We start from the raw sequence: 15,329 nt of genomic DNA on the forward strand, positions 1-15,329 counted from the left end.
CAGGTCTCCCCCAGGACGGATTACACGGCACCGCGCCGCGATTTGCTGAAGCGATCGATCAGGACCGCGATCAGGATGGCGAGGCCGGTGACCGACCCCTGCCAGAAGCTGTTGATGCCGATGAGATTGACGCCGTTCTGGATGACCGTGATCATGAGCGCTCCGAGAACCGCGCCCACCGCCGTTCCCGTGCCACCAAGCAGGCTTGCGCCGCCAATCACGACGGCGGCGATCGCCTGAAGCATAAGGCTCGAACCGGCCGTCGATTCCGCATTGAGGATGTAGGAAATCGTCAGCAAACCGGAGAAGGATGCGAGAAGCGACGAGGCGACATAGGCGAAGAACTGCGTCTTCTTGACGGGGATCCCCAGTAGATGCGCGGCTGCCGCACTACTGCCCACGGCATAGAACCAGCGCCCCGCGACCATCTTCTTGAGAAAGATCTCGATCACGACAAGAAGGACGATACAGAACAGGATGTAGTTCGGCACGCCGGGTATCAGACTGCCGCTGTTGAGCAGCCAGAAGTCCGGATCGCCGATCGGCATCGAGCGACCATTGGTGACGATGAAGGCGAGCGAGCCGGCTACGGCGAAGGTGATCAGCGTGACCACGAACGGCGCAAGCCCCGCCACCGTCACGAGAAACCCATTGATCGACCCGAAGACAAGCCCGACGCCAAGCCCGACCAGCGCGGCACTGACGCCGCCGAGACCCGAGGCCATAGCCTGTGCCGTGACCATGCCGGTGAGTGAGAAAACCGAGCCTACGGAAAGGTCGATGCCGCCGGTGATGACGACAAGGAGCACGCCCAGAGACATAATGATAAGCGGCGCTCCGGCTTGGGTGATGTTCGAAAAATTGCCCCAGCTCAGCGCTTGCGGCACTTGCGTTCCAACTGCCAGAACGAGAAGGACAATGGCAGCTGCTATCGCCAATTCCGTGCGGTAGGTTGAAACGAGGCTTTCTCGAGTCCGGATTGCACCGGGCGTCCCGAGGCTCGTCCCCGCCTGTTCAATAATGGTTTTTGTCATGCCGCCATTCCCGTCAATGTCGCAAGCTTGTCTTCGCTGAGAGCGTCCCGTTCGATCACGCCCGAAGAGCGACCGTCCGTGTCGAAGGCCAGCACACGGTCGCAGATCTCAAGCAATTCCGCGTTTTCGGTCGACCACCAGACGATTGCCGTCCCCGTAGTCGCCATGTCCCGGATCAACTGGTAGATTTCCCGCTTGGTGCCGATATCGACACCGCGCGTCGGTTCTTCGAGCACCAGGAGGCGGGAAGGAACGTTCAGCCAGCGGGCGAGAAGAAGCTTCTGCTGCGTGCCACCGCTCAGCGTGTTCGGCAGGTGCCAGAGCGAACCGGCCTTCACCTTGAGCGCCTGCACCAGGTCCAGGCACTCGACCTCTTCTCGCTTGGCGGCAAACAGGGAACCGCGCGTCACGCGGCGCGATGCGAGCACATTGTCGATGATCGGCAGGGAATGGAGGATGCCGCGGTGCGACCGGTCCCCGGTTACGAAGCCAGCTCCGAGGCGCGCGGCCTCTCGCGGCGAACGGAAACGGTCGGGCCATCCGGCGCGCGTTACCGTCCATCGCTTATCGTGCGCGGCGCCGATGAGCGCGGCGATCAGGGTTTCGGGGCCTGCAGGAGCGCCGGCAACGCCGAGAATGGTCCCGGGCTGGAGCGTTACGGAAAACCCTTCTTCCGCGATCGTAAGTGGATCCCCGGACAGAGACGCAACCGGTGCCGAGCGCGCGGAATGGGCAACGGCGGTGGTTTGCGCTTGGGCCTGCCCCATATGCTCGACGATGGCGAGATCCGTGAGCTCTGTCGTCGGCACGCTTCTCACCACCGTTCTTCCATCCCGGATGATCGAGCAAACATGGGCGATCTGGCGAATTTCCTTCATGCGGTGCGACACAAAGACAACCGAAAGGCCATTTTCCCGGGTCAATCGTCTCAAAACCCCAAACAGCCGCTCCGTCTCGGCCGCGGTCAGATTGGCGGTCGGCTCGTCCAGGAGGATGAGTTCTGCCCCCGATGACAGCGCTCGCGCAATCTCAACCATCTGCCCCTCATGGAGGCTGAGGTCGCCGACGAAACGGTTCAGCGCGGCACGGGCAAAATCTCGATCAATCATCGAAAGGGCGGAATAGGCCTGGCTGGCGGCCGTCCTTCCATCGTAAATTCGCGAGCCCTTGCGGAAATGGGGCAGTGCTATGTTCTCAGCGACTGTGAGATGGGGAAGAAGGGCGAGTTCCTGGTGGACGACGGCCACCTTGCGACGGCCTTCTGCCTCGGTGAGGATGTTGCCGGCCGTATCGCGGAAGACGAGTTCCCCACCATCCTTTGCCGCCGTTCCCGTGATGATGCGGATGAGTGTCGATTTGCCGGCACCGTTGCCGCCGAGGAGCGCGTGTATTTCGCCGCGTGCCACCGAAAAATCTACACCTTTGAGGACGGATGTCGCACCATACGATTTGGTAAGAGATCGGACTGAGACGATGTCTTTGCTGGCGTCGGTCATAGTCCTGTCCTCAGTAGAGCGTGAGCGCCGGGATGAAGCTCACCGCAAGCAGGAGCGTCATCGCCATGGCAAAGAAGGGCCAGAGCTCGCGGGTGGTCTCGCCGAGTGGTGATTTGGCGATCGACGAGGAGATGAAGAGCGTCGTGCCGATCGGGGGTGTGTAGAGCCCGATGCCAAGATTGATCACCATCATCAGCCCCAGCTGGACCCGGTCCAGACCGATCGTGTCGGCAAGGGGAACGAAGATCGGCCCAAGCAGCAGGATGGCCGGCGGCATGTCGAGCGGCATGCCAACGATCAGCATCAGGATGTTCATCATCAAGATGATAACGATCGGGCTCGAAATGTTGGCGGCGACCCAATCCGCCATCTGCTGCGGCGCCTGGTCGAAGGTCAGGACCCAACCCACGGCGGCGCTGCCCATGATGACCAGCATGACCACGCCGGTGGCCATGCCGGCCTCGACCACGTTGTCGCAGAAGCGCTTCCACGTCAGGTCACGATAATAAAGAAGGCTGAGTGCGAGCGAATAAACGACCGAGAGCACCGCAACTTCCGTGGGCGTGGCAAGGCCAAACCGTAGAAAGAGGATGATCAGCACCGGCAGCAGTACCGCGGGCAGGCTCTTCAGCGCCAGCGTGGCGAGCTGCCGCCTGCTGGTCTGCGAGGGCTGCGTGGCGTAGCCGCGTCTCACCGACACGAACCAGCAGACGAAGACAAAGCTTGCCGCCATGAGGATGCCCGGCAAGATGCCCGCGACAAAGAGGTTGGCGACGCTGACGCCGCTCACCAGCGAAAAGAGGATCATCGGAATCGATGGCGGGATCAGAACGTCAATGACGGCCGACGTGGCATTGTTGGCGGCGCAAAGCGCGGGTGGAAAACCATGCTTCTTCTGCCACGGGATGAGCACGGAACCGAGCGCACTGGCATTGGCCACCGCCGAGCCGGACACACCGCCGAACACGACGGACGAAACGACGGTGGTCGACAGGGGTCCGCCACGCCAGCGCTGCATCGCATGCGATGCCAGCTCCAGCAGTTGCCGGCCGAGCTCACCGCCGAGCATCAGCGTGCCGGCCAGCATAAAGAACGGCAGCGCGAGCATCGGAAAGGATTGGGTCTGGTCATAGACCTGCTGCGCCACGATCGAAAGCGGCACATATCCATTAAACAGAACGGCGACGCCGGCGGAGATAATCAGGGCGTAACCGACCGGCACCGCCAGCATCATCAGTGCGCAGAAGGCGATGATCATCACGATCGTCATAGTGCTATCTCCCCGCTCTCGGTGTTCGTCCGGTAGTCCCAACCGAGGCGCAGCACGCGCAGAACCACGGCGAGGGTGACGATCGCCACCAGCACGGATCCTACAGCAAGGGCGAAATACCCGACGCTGTTGGGCAATTGAAGGACCGGGCTGTGTTCGATCCCGGCGATCTCGCCAACGATGTAAGCCTGATAACCAAGTACCAGGAAGGCGCCGGCACTGACGACATTGGCGACGACGAAGGCGGTGGAACGCGCCTTCCCATGTAATTTGCCGTAGATCCACTCGACCGCCATATGGCCGCCGGAATGGGCCGCCAGCACGATGCCGCCCAGGATGAACCAGGGGAAGATCAGCACCGGCAGCTCCTGGGCGAATGAAAAACCTCCCCCGGTCAGCAAGTAACGGGCAGCGACGTTCGCCGTCATGAAGACGATGAGCGCGATCCCGCTGAAGATGACGACCTGCCGCGCGAACCAGACGATAGCGCGCGCCGTGAGTTCGATGAGATTTGAGAGGCTTTTCATGGATGCTCCCATTGAGGAAAGGCCCTCAGCCCTTGGCCGCGGATTCGATCTGGGTGACGAAATCCCCGAAAGGTTTCTTCTTCCAACTCTCGGCAACGGAGGCCGTCGCCTTGGCAAAGGCTTCCCGATCCACCTCGGTGACTTCAATCGCGGAGTTGCCCTTGAAGGCTGCCAACACTTCTGCGTCCTTGTCGGCGGACAGCTTGCGCTGGAGTTCGCCAGCTTCTTTCGCGGAAGCCTTCACTGCCTCAAGGTCTCCGCCAAGCCGCGCCAGGGCGATCTGCGACATCAGGAACGGCGTCGATTCCCACTTGTGGCCGGTGAGGCTGATGTACTTGTTGACTTCATAAAGCTTGGAACTATCGATATTGGCGAGCGGGTTCTCCTGTCCGTCGACCACGCCCTGCTGCAGGGCGACATAGAGTTCGCCAAAGGCGATCTGCTCCGTCGCCGCGCCCAGAGCCTTAAAGATGTCCATCGTCATCGGATCGGCCGGCGTACGGATCTTCATGCCGCTGACGTCGCCGGGCGCGGCGACCTTGCGCTTGGAGTTGGTCAGATGGCGGATGCCGTTGTCCCACCAATCGAGCGGCACCACACCGACTGCTTCGAAGCGCTTGACGAGCTCGGCGCCAACGGGTCCGCCGAGAACCTGCATTGCCTTTGCCGTATTCGGGAACAGAAACGGGAGACCGAGCGCCGCAAGCTCCGGAACGAGCGCGGACGTCGCTCCCTGGCTGTTGGCCGTGAAATCGAGAGCGCCCGTTCGCAGGCTTGTTAGCATCGCCGAGTCGTTGCCGAGCGTCTCTGCGCCGGCGACATTGATCGTGACGCGGCCCGCCGTCTTCTCGGCGACCAGCTCCGCAAACTTCGCCGCGGCGACTGTTCGCGGATTTCCGGGTGCAGCGCCGTGACCGAGAGTCAGTTTTGTGCCGGCGCGCGCAGGCCGAGCCATGGTGACGATCGCTGGTGCAGCAAGCACGGCTGACGACGCTGCCAGGAACTGGCGCCTGTTGATCTCAAACTTCATCTTCTCTCCTCCACTTAGAAACTCTTGCGGCCCGCCGCGCTCCTCAACGCGGGCAGCCGTTCGACCTAGCCGTCGAGCCACCCCTTGATTTGAGCTGCTACCTTCGCGGTCGATATGCCGTACATGTCGTGCAGGGTTGGCAGGGCGCCTGCTTCCAGAAAGGCGTCCGGTAGCCCGATCTGCCGGAATGCCGCAGGACGCACGTCCGAGCGCATCAAGGTGGCGGCCACTGCCTCGCCGAGACCCCCAATGACGGTGTGGTTCTCGGCAACGACGACGAGCCGCCCCTGCCTTGCGCATTCAGCGAGGATCGTCGCCTCGTCGAGCGGCTTGATGGTGGGGACATGCAGCACGCCGGCGTCGACGCCGTCCTTGCGAAGTTGCTCGGCCGCCTCGAGCGCGCGCATCGTCATCAGTCCTGACGAGATGATCAGCGTATCCCTGCCGTCACGCAGCAACTTTGCCTTGCCGAGTTCGAACCGGTAGCCATACTCCTCAAGCACGAGAGGAACATTGCCGCGCAGAAGCCGCATATAGACCGGCCCCTTATGGGCGGCGATGGCCGGGACAGCCTGCTCGATCTCGCTGGCATCGCAAGGGTCGATGATGGTGAGGTTCGGCATGCCGCGGAACATGGCAATGTCCTCGGTTGCCTGATGGCTCGGGCCATAGCCTGTGGTCAGTCCCGGCAGTGCGCAGACGATCTTGACGTCGAGCATCTCCTCGGCGATTGCCAGGCAGATGAAGTCATAGGCGCGGCGCGATGCGAAAACGGCGTATGTCGTCACCCAGGGCTGCAGGCCTTCGCGCGCCATGCCGGCGGCCGACATCATCAGCAGCTGCTCCGCCATGCCCATCTGGTAGAAGCGATCGGGATGGGCCGCCCGGAAGACATGCAGATCGGTGTATTTCGCGAGATCGGCCGAAAGACCGACGACCCGGTCGTCCTTTTCCGCCAAGGCTGAAAGCGCATGTCCGAAGGGTGCCGGACGAGTCGGTTGGTCGGCGCCGGCAATGGAAGCGATCATCGCCGAAGTGGTTAGTCGGGGTCTCTCCGCATTGTCGATCAGATGGGCGGGGCGTTCGTATTTCGAGCGTCTCATGCCGTAACTCCCGCGTCGATGATCCGGATCGCCTCGGCCCATTCCTGCGGTTCGACGCGGAGGAAATGGTTGCGCTCACGCGCTTCAAGGAAAGGCACGCCCTTGGCCATCTTGGTATCGCAAATGATGATTCTGGGCTGCGGGTCCGGGTGCTGCCGGGCCTTATCGAAAGCGTCGACGAGCGCATCGATGTCGTTGCCGTCGATGCGCTGGACGAACCAGCCGAAGGCCTCGAACTTTGGACCGAGAGGCTCGAAGTTGAGCACTCCGAGCGACGGGCCGTCCGCCTGCATCTGATTGACGTCGACGATGCCGATCAGGTTGTCGAGCTTGTAGGAACCGGCAGACATCGCCGCCTCCCAGGTCGATCCCTCGTCGAGCTCGCCATCGGAAAACAGGTTGTAGACGAAGGACTGCGAGCCTTTGCGCTTCAGTGCGAGCGACATGCCGACGGCTATACCGAGGCCGTGGCCCAGCGATCCGCCGGTGATCTCCATGCCCGGCGTATACGCGGCCATCCCTGACATCGGCAGGCGGCTGTCATCCGTGCCGTAGGTCTCTAGTTCATCCTCCGGCACGATCTTCGCCTCGATCAGTGCCGCGTAGAGCGCGATGGCATAATGGCCGATCGACAGCAGGAAGCGATCCCGGCCTTCCCATTCGGGCTCTTCCGGACGATAGGACGTCGCATGGAAATAGGCGACCGCGAGTACGTCTGCGATGCCAAGCGCCTGTGCGATGTAACCCTGGCCCTGAACTTCGCCCATGCGGAGCGCATGCCGGCGAATGCGCCGGGCGCGTTCAGGAAGACTGATATTGTGACCGACCTGGGCCATGCCGTCCTATCCTTTCATGCTCTCTGGTGGATCAATGGATCAGCATGCCACCGTTGACGTCGATGACGGCGCCGGTGACGTAGGCAGAGAGATCGGATGCGAGGAAGAGATAGATGTTGGCCACATCCCGCGCGTCGCCCAGACGACTGAGCGGAATGCCTTTGATGATGTCGGCGCGCATTTCGGCCGACAGCTTGTCGCCGGTGATGTCGGTCTGGATGAGGCCGGGCGTAACGCAGTTTACACGAATGCTGTCCGGACCGAACTCCCGTGCCATCGCCTTGGCGAGGCCAAGGACACCGGCCTTGGCTGCCGAATAGTGGGGACCACCGAAAATGCCGCCGCCGCGCTGCGCCGAGACCGATGACATGCAGGCGATTGACCCACCGCCGTTCGTGCGCATGTTGGGGATGAAGACCTGGCTGAGGTTGAGGACGCCTGTCATATTGACTGCGACGATACGTTGCCAGTCGGCGTCGGAGATTTCCAGGGTCTTTACCGGCTGAGTGATACCGGCATTGTTGATCAGGATGTTCGCGACGCCAAAGGCGCTCAGAACTTGGTCTGCCGCCGACATGCAGGAGGCACGATCAGCCACGTCGCACCGCAGCCCGATATGCGCGCCGTGTTTGACCTGCGGTAGCTCGCCAGCGGCGGCTTTTGCCTCGTCTGCGTTGATGTCGAGAATGGCAACCCGCGCGCCGTGCGTTGCAAACAGCTCCGCCGTGGCTCGACCGATACCGCGCTTGCTTGCCGCGCCCGAAATGACCGCGGTCTTTCCGTGTAATAGCATGTGACTCTCCTCCCGACGCCGGCAGGCGGCATCTGGTTTCTCCTCGCAGGCGCTTGCCTGTCCTCGTGGGAAGAGTTGTGGCGTAGCAGGCATCATCCTTCAAACGCCAAGTTTACATCCATGGGTGAATCTGGTTCACTAATCCAATGCTGCAGATGACCTCACTCTCCGCCATGCGCATCTTCGAAGCGGCCGCAAGGCTCTGCTCCTTCCGGGCAGCGGCTGAGGAGTTGAACCTCTCGCCGAGTGCCGTCAGCCATGCGATCGTGCGTCTGGAGCGGGATCTCGGCGTCGCATTGTTCGAGCGAACGACGCGCAGCGTTTCGCTCACGCTAGCGGGCCAGACGCTGCTCAATCATGCTTCGAATGCCTTCGAGGAATTGCGGCGTGGTGTTGAACAGATTTCATCCAACAAAGCGCAGCTGTTGCGTCTCCACTGCGCCCCGAGTTTTGCAGCGCAGGTGCTGTCACCGCGCCTGCCGCTGTTCCTGAAGGAGAATCCGGGGATTGAAGTTCGAGTTGCGGCGAGCACGAATTATGCCCGCTTCGTCGATGGGCTCTTCGATGCCGATATCGTCTACGGCGAGCCGATGAATCGCGAGGATCTGATCGTCGTCCCGCTTTCCGAAGAGATCGTCTCGCCGTTGTGTTCACCGGAAGTCGCGCGCCTGATCCGGTCGCCGCGCGACCTCTTCCACCAACCGTTGATCCGAAGCGATCTCAAGCGCATCCAGTGGATCTACTGGTTCGAAGCCAATGACCTTGGACCACCGCCGCCACCATCTATGAGTTTTGATCGGAGCTTCCTTGCGGTTGATGCCGCCGTCAACGGGCTCGGCGTCGCACTCGAATCCGACGTGCTGGCGAGGCGCGAACTGGAAAGCGGCAAGTTGGTCCGTCCTCTCCACGGGATTTGTCGTGACAACCGCTACATCGGCCACTATCTCGCCTATCCGAAATCAGGAAGCCAACGGCGCCTGGCCCGAGCTTTCGCTGATTGGTTAACCCGTGAATGTCTCTACGATGAGGTAAATCTAGCCTCTAACTCCACCCAAATCTTGATAGAATTGGAATAACGAGTCAACAGATCGAGACATAATACATATCATTCAAATTGAACCACTGCGGTTTCCACTTTCTAATTGTGGTTCAATGGGCTGACTGCCCCGTTTGCGCTTTGAAGATCCCCGCTGGCTTAGGTGTTTGATCCCATTGTTTAATGGTACGATCCTTTGTTTGGAACCTAGACCAAGTATTATTCTACTCCGACCAATGCCATGCTGATAGCGATCGATATGTCCAAGCACCGTCAGGAGGTTCTGATCGGGCGGCTCGAGGGTGGCCTGCGCCAACGGCTGATCGAGATGGCGAGAAAGAATTACTATGATCCCTTGGTCGATGAGCTTGCTGCGATCGGGCAGCCATTCGTTGTCGGCTTTGAAGCGGCCGCAACTATCACCGGACCCTGGCAATTCGGATGCTCAGGGCGGGCTTCGAACGGTGATCACTTCGCCAACCTCCACATCAAGGTTGAGGTGGTGCGATGCGCCGAAGGAATATGGCCCGGCGAAGACGCTTTATAACCGCTGGAAGCGCTGGGGCGACAAGGGCATCTTTATCCGGATGATGGAAGGCTTGGCTGTGCCTGAAGCTGCAGAGCACAAGACCATCATGATCGATGCGACCTATCTCAAGGCTCACCGCACGGCTTCCAGCCTGCGGGTAAAAAAGGGGGCGCGGGCCGCCTGATAGGCCGCACGAAAGGCGGCATGAACACCAAGCTTCATGCCGTAACGGATGCGAATGGTCGCCCGATCAGTTTCTTCATAACGGCCGGTCAGGTCAGCGATTACACCGGTGCTGCCGCCTTGCTTGATGAACTTCCCAAGGCCAAATGGCTACTGGCCGACCGTGGCTATGATGCCGCCTGGTATCGTGACGCTTTACAGGCCAAGGGGATCACGCCCTGCATTCCGGGTCGCAAATCCCGCAACAAGACCATCAAATACGACAAACGCCGCTACAAACGGCGCAACCGGATCGAGATCATGTTCGGGCGTCTCAAAGACTGGCGGCGTGTCGCTAAGCGCTACGACAGGTGCCCAATGGCCTTCCTCTCCGCCATCGCTCTCGCCGCAACCGTCATCTTCTTGCTCTGATCAACGAGATGGGGTGGTTGCCGCCCTCCCTGACGGCATCAAGCTGTGCCAGCGTAGCGTTGGTTCAAGCTACGAACGGAGAGGACGGCGACCATGAGTATCGATACGATGATTGGCGTGGATCTGGCAAAGTCTGTTTTTCAGGTTCACGGGGCGTCGATGAACGGCGAGGTTCAGTTTCAACGCAAGCTTTCGCGGCAGGCATTTCGCACGCTTATGGCCCGACATCCGGCCGCCGCGGTCGTAATGGAGGCGTGCGGTAGCGCCCATTACTGGTCCCGTGTGTTGAGCGGATTTGGCCACGAGGTCAGGCTGATCGCGCCGCGCTACGTCCGCCCATTTGTGAAGCGCCAGAAGAACGACGCAGCCGATGCTGAGGCGATTGTGGTGGCGGCCCAGCGGCCCGAGATGCGCTTTGTTGAGCCCAAAAGCGAGTCTCAGCAAAGCGCTGCGATCCTGTATCGATCACGCCAGCGCCTTGTGCGTCAGCGGACAGAGACGGTGAACGCCTTGCGGGCGGCTTTGTATGAGTTCGGGCACGTTATCCCTCAGGGCATCCAGTCTGGAGGCGCCCAACAGCGATCTGCCGACTTTGATGCGCGAGGAGTGCGTAGCGATGCTCGAGCAGATCGCTGTGCTCAATGGCTGGATTGATACGAAGACAGCAAAGATCAAGGAACTCGCAGCCGCCACACCGGTATCGAAGCGATTGCAGACCATGCCAGGTATCGGCCCCCTGGTGGCGATGGCCGTGGAGACCTTTGCGCCTGACATGGCGTGCTTTCACAATGGCCGTGCCTTTGCGGCCTGGCTTGGATTGGTGCCGCGACAGTTTTCATCAGGCGGTAAGGAGCGGCTCGGGCGGGTCTCCAAGGCCGGCCAAGCCGACATCCGGCAGATGCTGATCATTGGCGCCATGTCGCGATTGAACTGGATGGGACGCAAGTCGATCCCGGAAAGCTCATGGCTGGCTCGCATGATGGCCCGAAAGCCGCGCATGCTGGTCGCCATTGCGCTGGCCAAGAAGATGGCGCGTCAGATCTGGGCCATGCTGACAAAGAACGAGGACTACAAGAATCCGATGCCGGTCATGGCTGCCTAATGTGAGGCAAACCCAGGCAGGCTGGATGAAAGGTGTGTGAGAAGGCGGCGACCCGAATGGGCAAAATGATCGAACAGATCTGGATCAGGAAAACCAGTTCAGGACTCCGAGCCACTTGAGCTCGGCAATGAGATTTGGACCTGACCCGCGGATCACCATACCGGCCAGCGGCCTTCGAAAGCGCCGCAATCAAGGCCTGACAGAAGACCGCATTCGATCACCAGTTCAGAAGGTCAGAAACCCTCTTGCATCACGGGCGGCAACCACAGAAGCCCTGAGCCTAGATTAAAGCCTATAGGGCGATGGCGCGCATGATCCGCCTCGTGCGGGAGAATAGCGAGACAGCTACGGAAATCGCGACCATGGCGATAACAGGTATGTCGATGAGAGAGGTGCGTAGGTGATCGCGAAGAACTTAAACGATTGACGCCGGAACGTGGCTTGTAAGACCTTTCAATCATGGCTCACTAAAAAGCGAGCAGGCCCGCTGAAACGCTTCCAACGCCGACCCGATGGCGGGGCGGGCCTTGCTTCCTTTGGGAACAGCCGAGAACAAACGTCTCTGGGTCAGCGGCCGCAGGTCCAGGCAACGGAAATCGGGGTCGATTTTTATGTTATGCGTGGCAAGGCTCGGCAGTACAGTCACAAAACCTCCGGTTCGAACGAGTTCCAGTGTCGCGGCAATGTTGCGGCAACTCGCCATGATCTTCGGCGAATAGCCTTCTGCATGGCAAGCGTTGACGATGAACGTCTGGTAGCCGATCGCGGCCTGGTTTAGCGCCCACTTCTCCTGCGCAAGTTCCCAAAGCTCCACTGATCGGCGGCCTGTGCTTGCCAACCGATGATCCGTCGATACCACAGCCTTGAACGGGTCGATGTAGAGAGGCTCGAAATCGAGTTGGAGGGCAAAGCTTTCCGTTCCTGTCAGGTCGTCGACGATGGCGATGTCAACCTGCTTCGCTGCCGTGGCCTTCAGGCCTTCTCCCGGCTCCATCTCGTTGAAAAAAATCTCCAGCGACGGGTGCAGTTTTGCCAAATAGGTTATTGCTTGAGGAATGATGGTCGCAGCGGCGGAGCCGAAAGCCGCGATGCGGAGTTCGCCGGTGACTGTTTGGGCAGTTCGCGCCAGATCCGCCTCAACCTCATTGACGGCCTGAAGAATTCCGCCGATGCCGGCGAGCAGCCGTTCGCCGGCCGATGTCCAGCGGACGCCTCTTCCGGACCGTTCAAATAGGACGGCGCCGACCTCCTTTTCAAGCAGGGAAAGTTGTTGCGAAACCGCCGGCCTGGTCAGGTTCAGCGAACGCGCTACTGCTGAGATTGTGCCGAGGACCGAAAGCTCATGGAGAAGCTGCAGCCGTGACAGGTTGAGCATCGATTTTCTACCCGTAATTTTTTGTTACATACTCTGTTACTATGCGTCGTCTTTTCTTTCAGCAAATTTCTGCGCTCAATGGAAAAAAAGGGGAATGATTAAAAGAGAAGCATACTCAACGGCGTCTGCTGTGAGATCGTTCTTTTTCGCCTTCCTCTTACGAATGGAGCGCTCTGGGCTCATCACAAAGAGAAGGTGTGGAAATGACTACGGTTGCATTCATTGGCGTTGGTCGTATGGGTTCGAGAATGGCTTTGCGTCTTCTCGATGCGGGGCACGTCGTTCATGTTTTCGATCCCAATGCGACGGCCACCACTGCGCTGGCCGAAAAGGGCGCAATTGTCGAGGCATCGCCGAGTGCTGCTGCCGCCAAGGCGACCTTTGTCCTGAGCAGCCTTCCCAGCCCCGCCACACTTCGCGATGCGATTGCCGGTGATAGCGGCATCTTGAAGACCGCGGTGGCCGGCGCGACGGTGATCGACTTCAGCACGGTCGATGCGTCCACGACCAAGGCCATCGCGGCCCTTTGTGAAGCCAAGGGTGTTCACTTCATGGATGCACCCGTCAGCGGTGGTGTCGCCGGCGCCGGCGCCGGCACGCTTTTGGTCATGGCAGGCGCCAGTCAGGAAGTGCTGGACGCAGCCCGCCCGGTCCTCGGCCCAATTGCTGGCCGTATCGTGCATTGCGGCCCCGTAGGTTCCGGGCAACTGACCAAGCTGGCTCACAATCTCCTGACGGCGATCAATACGGTGGCTCTCGGCGAAGTTCTTTCGGCAAGTGTCAAATCCGGCGCGAACCTGTCCGTTCTGACCGAGGTTCTGTCCGGTGGTCTCGCGGGAAGCAAGATGCTCGACTACCTCCCCAAGACGCTCTTCACTGAAGAGCGTCCGGCAAACTTTGCCCTGGATTTGATGCACAAGGATATCTCCCTGTGCCTTGAGGAATTCTCGGCCTATCCGATGCCTCTCGGTCAGTTGGTCCGCCAGATCTACAACATGGCGCGGGCGGAAGGCTTTGGCGGCAAAGACTCCACGAGCGTCGCGGAGGTCTTCGAAAACCTTCTTAAGGTCGATCTTCGCCTGCCGGCTAACGTCTGAATTATTTCAAAGGAATGAACCTTATGGTACTCGAACTCAATCTGCCTACGTCCAGTCTTTCGGGACAGCTTATCAACGGCGAATGGGTCAAGCCGGCTTCGGGCTCGACGTTGGACGTTATCAATCCTTGCCGCAGCAGCGTCATCACGACGATCGGTGCGGCAGACAAGAAGGACGCCGACGCTGCTGTTGCCGCGGCAAAGGCGGCGTTCCCATCCTGGCGGCGTCTGGCCTCGCGCTCGCGCGGTGCGCTGCTGACGGAGCTTGCCAACCGCGTTGCCGCGCATTCCGAAGAGATCGCCCGGATTCTCGCAGCCGAAACCGGCAACGCGCTGCGCACGCAGAGTCGTCCGGAAGTTCTGAGCACGATTGAAGTGCTTCGCTATTATGGCGGCACTGTCGCCGAACAGAAGGGCGAAACGCTCCCACTTGGACCGGGACTGTTCAGCTATACCACGCGCGAACCCCTCGGTGTCGTGGCTGCAATCATTCCCTGGAATTCGCCGCTCGTTCTGGCAGCCGTTAAGATCGGCATGGCGCTCGGTACCGGCAATACGCTGGTCCTCAAACCCGCTGAAGATGCTCCGCTCGCCGTCATCCGGGTTGCCGAGCTGGCCGCCGATCTCTTCCCGAAGGGCGTCTTCAACCTCGTGACGGGCATTGGCGAAGTTGCAGGGGCCGCGCTCTCCGGCCATCCGGATGTTGCGAAGATTTCTTTCACGGGCTCTGTCGAGGTCGGCAAGCTAGTGGCACACGCCGCCGCCGACCGCATTGCCCGCGCCACGCTGGAGCTTGGCGGCAAAAGCCCGACCATCGTTTATCCGGATGCCGCGAGCGACGACAGGATCGATGGCCTTGCGGCAAACATCATCGGTGCGATGCGCTTCGCCCGCCAAGGCCAGTCCTGCACGGCCGGTTCGCGTCTATATGTCCACCAAGACGTTTTCGAACCTGTCCTGAAGAAAGTGGTCGAAAAGCTTGCCGTAATGAAGATCGGCGATGCACTTGACGAACAAACCGATATCGGCGCGATCATCAACGAGGAGCGCTACAGTGCAGTTCGCAAATTCATCGCCGAAGCGGTCAATTCGGGCGCTGAAGTCGTCACTGGCGAGATTCCGCCAGCGGCTGGCGAGAGCGTCGGCTTTTTCCCGAAGCCGACCGTACTCAAAGGCCTGACCAACGACTGGCGTATCGTGCAGGAAGAGGTATTTGGTCCTGTTCTCGTCGCCATTCCGTGGACGAACGAAGACGAAGTCATCGAATGGGCCAATAACACTCATTATGGTCTCGCTGCCTATATCTTCACGAATGACCTGACAACGGCTCTCAACGCGGCTGGCCGCATCGACGCCGGCTGGCTCCAGATCAACCGCGCAGGCGGGCAGATCCCCGGCATGTCCTACGGTGGCATCAAGCAGAGCGGCATAGGCTCCGAATACTCCATCGAAGGTGCCCTTGAAGCCTACACGGCGCGCAAGAGCGTCACGGTCAATCTCTGAAGACA

At 60.3% G+C, this 15,329-nt stretch carries 12 protein-coding genes and 2 pseudogenes; 5 read left to right on the plus strand and 9 right to left on the minus strand.

Annotated elements, in window-relative coordinates; genetic code table 11:
* Window positions 1-20: 20 nt before the first annotated feature.
* From SS05631_RS26870 to SS05631_RS26905, 8 genes are all read right to left on the minus strand, one after another.
* A complete protein-coding gene (locus SS05631_RS26870) occupies window positions 21-1,034 on the minus strand; it encodes an ABC transporter permease (RefSeq protein WP_095678112.1) in 1,014 nt (337 codons plus the stop codon).
* Window positions 1,031-2,530 carry a sugar ABC transporter ATP-binding protein gene (locus tag SS05631_RS26875; RefSeq protein ID WP_037425992.1) on the minus strand — a complete coding sequence of 500 codons (1,500 nt, stop codon included), beginning with the start codon at window positions 2,528-2,530 and terminating at the stop codon, window positions 1,031-1,033. Before SS05631_RS26875 ends, SS05631_RS26870 begins: the two co-directional genes overlap by 4 nt.
* A gap of 10 nt (window positions 2,531-2,540) precedes the next feature.
* Window positions 2,541-3,800, minus strand: a complete 1,260-nt coding sequence (locus SS05631_RS26880; RefSeq protein ID WP_095678113.1) for a TRAP transporter large permease subunit — start codon at window positions 3,798-3,800, stop codon at window positions 2,541-2,543.
* The gene (locus tag SS05631_RS26885; protein WP_037425998.1) at window positions 3,797-4,327 is read right to left on the minus strand and encodes a TRAP transporter small permease subunit; all 531 of its coding nucleotides are present in this window, start codon (window positions 4,325-4,327) and stop codon (window positions 3,797-3,799) included. Before SS05631_RS26885 ends, SS05631_RS26880 begins: the two co-directional genes overlap by 4 nt.
* Before the next feature lie 25 nt (window positions 4,328-4,352).
* Entirely contained in the window at window positions 4,353-5,357 is a 1,005-nt protein-coding gene (locus SS05631_RS26890; protein WP_037426001.1) for a TRAP transporter substrate-binding protein, read from the minus strand.
* A 65-nt stretch (window positions 5,358-5,422) separates the two neighbouring features.
* Entirely contained in the window at window positions 5,423-6,460 is a 1,038-nt protein-coding gene (locus SS05631_RS26895) for a transketolase family protein (protein ID WP_083854310.1), read from the minus strand.
* Window positions 6,457-7,296, minus strand: coding sequence for a transketolase (locus SS05631_RS26900; protein WP_037426004.1), 840 nt, complete (start codon window positions 7,294-7,296; stop codon window positions 6,457-6,459). The genes SS05631_RS26895 and SS05631_RS26900 overlap by 4 nt, the downstream gene beginning before the upstream one ends.
* 31 nt (window positions 7,297-7,327) lie before the next feature.
* Window positions 7,328-8,089: an SDR family NAD(P)-dependent oxidoreductase gene (locus tag SS05631_RS26905; protein ID WP_037426007.1), complete on the minus strand. Its 762-nt coding sequence runs from the start codon at window positions 8,087-8,089 to the stop codon at window positions 7,328-7,330.
* Between the two features lie 146 nt (window positions 8,090-8,235).
* Between SS05631_RS26905 and SS05631_RS26910 the strand changes: the two genes are divergently transcribed.
* The 3 genes and pseudogenes from SS05631_RS26910 to SS05631_RS26920 all read left to right on the plus strand — a co-directional run bounded on the left by SS05631_RS26910 (window position 8,236) and on the right by SS05631_RS26920 (window position 11,350).
* Window positions 8,236-9,165: a LysR substrate-binding domain-containing protein gene (locus SS05631_RS26910; RefSeq protein ID WP_050988380.1), complete on the plus strand. Its 930-nt coding sequence runs from the start codon at window positions 8,236-8,238 to the stop codon at window positions 9,163-9,165.
* A 448-nt stretch (window positions 9,166-9,613) separates the two neighbouring features.
* Window positions 9,614-10,248: pseudogene (locus tag SS05631_RS26915) on the plus strand (IS5 family transposase); the annotation flags it as partial.
* A 93-nt stretch (window positions 10,249-10,341) separates the two neighbouring features.
* Window positions 10,342-11,350, plus strand: a pseudogene (locus SS05631_RS26920) (IS110 family transposase).
* Between the two features lie 457 nt (window positions 11,351-11,807).
* Here SS05631_RS26920 and SS05631_RS26925 read toward each other — a convergent pair.
* A complete protein-coding gene (locus SS05631_RS26925) occupies window positions 11,808-12,725 on the minus strand; it encodes a LysR family transcriptional regulator (RefSeq protein ID WP_037426012.1) in 918 nt (305 codons plus the stop codon).
* 173 nt (window positions 12,726-12,898) lie between these two features.
* Between SS05631_RS26925 and SS05631_RS26930 the strand changes: the two genes are divergently transcribed.
* A complete protein-coding gene (locus SS05631_RS26930) occupies window positions 12,899-13,822 on the plus strand; it encodes an NAD(P)-dependent oxidoreductase (RefSeq protein WP_086021533.1) in 924 nt (307 codons plus the stop codon).
* A 23-nt stretch (window positions 13,823-13,845) separates the two neighbouring features.
* Window positions 13,846-15,324 (plus strand): aldehyde dehydrogenase family protein, encoded by a 1,479-nt coding sequence (locus tag SS05631_RS26935; protein WP_037426037.1) that lies wholly within the window; start codon window positions 13,846-13,848, stop codon window positions 15,322-15,324.
* Window positions 15,325-15,329 lie beyond the last annotated feature (5 nt).

Source organism: Sinorhizobium sp. CCBAU 05631 (assembly GCF_002288505.1).
In the GTDB taxonomy this organism is placed as follows: domain Bacteria; phylum Pseudomonadota; class Alphaproteobacteria; order Rhizobiales; family Rhizobiaceae; genus Sinorhizobium; species Sinorhizobium fredii_C.

Excerpts from the sequence above, each read along its gene's own strand:
- SS05631_RS26925 (WP_037426012.1), bottom strand. The coding sequence starts at position 12,725 with ATGCTCAACCTGTCACGGCTGCAGCTTCTCCATGAGCTTTCGGTCCTC.
- SS05631_RS26895 (WP_083854310.1), bottom strand. The coding sequence starts at position 6,460 with ATGAGACGCTCGAAATACGAACGCCCCGCCCATCTGATCGACAATGCG.
- SS05631_RS26910 (WP_050988380.1), top strand. The coding sequence starts at position 8,236 with ATGCTGCAGATGACCTCACTCTCCGCCATGCGCATCTTCGAAGCGGCC.
- SS05631_RS26870 (WP_095678112.1), bottom strand. The coding sequence starts at position 1,034 with ATGACAAAAACCATTATTGAACAGGCGGGGACGAGCCTCGGGACGCCC.
- SS05631_RS26875 (WP_037425992.1), bottom strand. The coding sequence starts at position 2,530 with ATGACCGACGCCAGCAAAGACATCGTCTCAGTCCGATCTCTTACCAAA.
- SS05631_RS26935 (WP_037426037.1), top strand. The coding sequence starts at position 13,846 with ATGGTACTCGAACTCAATCTGCCTACGTCCAGTCTTTCGGGACAGCTT.
- SS05631_RS26890 (WP_037426001.1), bottom strand. The coding sequence starts at position 5,357 with ATGAAGTTTGAGATCAACAGGCGCCAGTTCCTGGCAGCGTCGTCAGCC.
- SS05631_RS26900 (WP_037426004.1), bottom strand. The coding sequence starts at position 7,296 with ATGGCCCAGGTCGGTCACAATATCAGTCTTCCTGAACGCGCCCGGCGC.
- SS05631_RS26905 (WP_037426007.1), bottom strand. The coding sequence starts at position 8,089 with ATGCTATTACACGGAAAGACCGCGGTCATTTCGGGCGCGGCAAGCAAG.
- SS05631_RS26880 (WP_095678113.1), bottom strand. The coding sequence starts at position 3,800 with ATGACGATCGTGATGATCATCGCCTTCTGCGCACTGATGATGCTGGCG.
- SS05631_RS26885 (WP_037425998.1), bottom strand. The coding sequence starts at position 4,327 with ATGAAAAGCCTCTCAAATCTCATCGAACTCACGGCGCGCGCTATCGTC.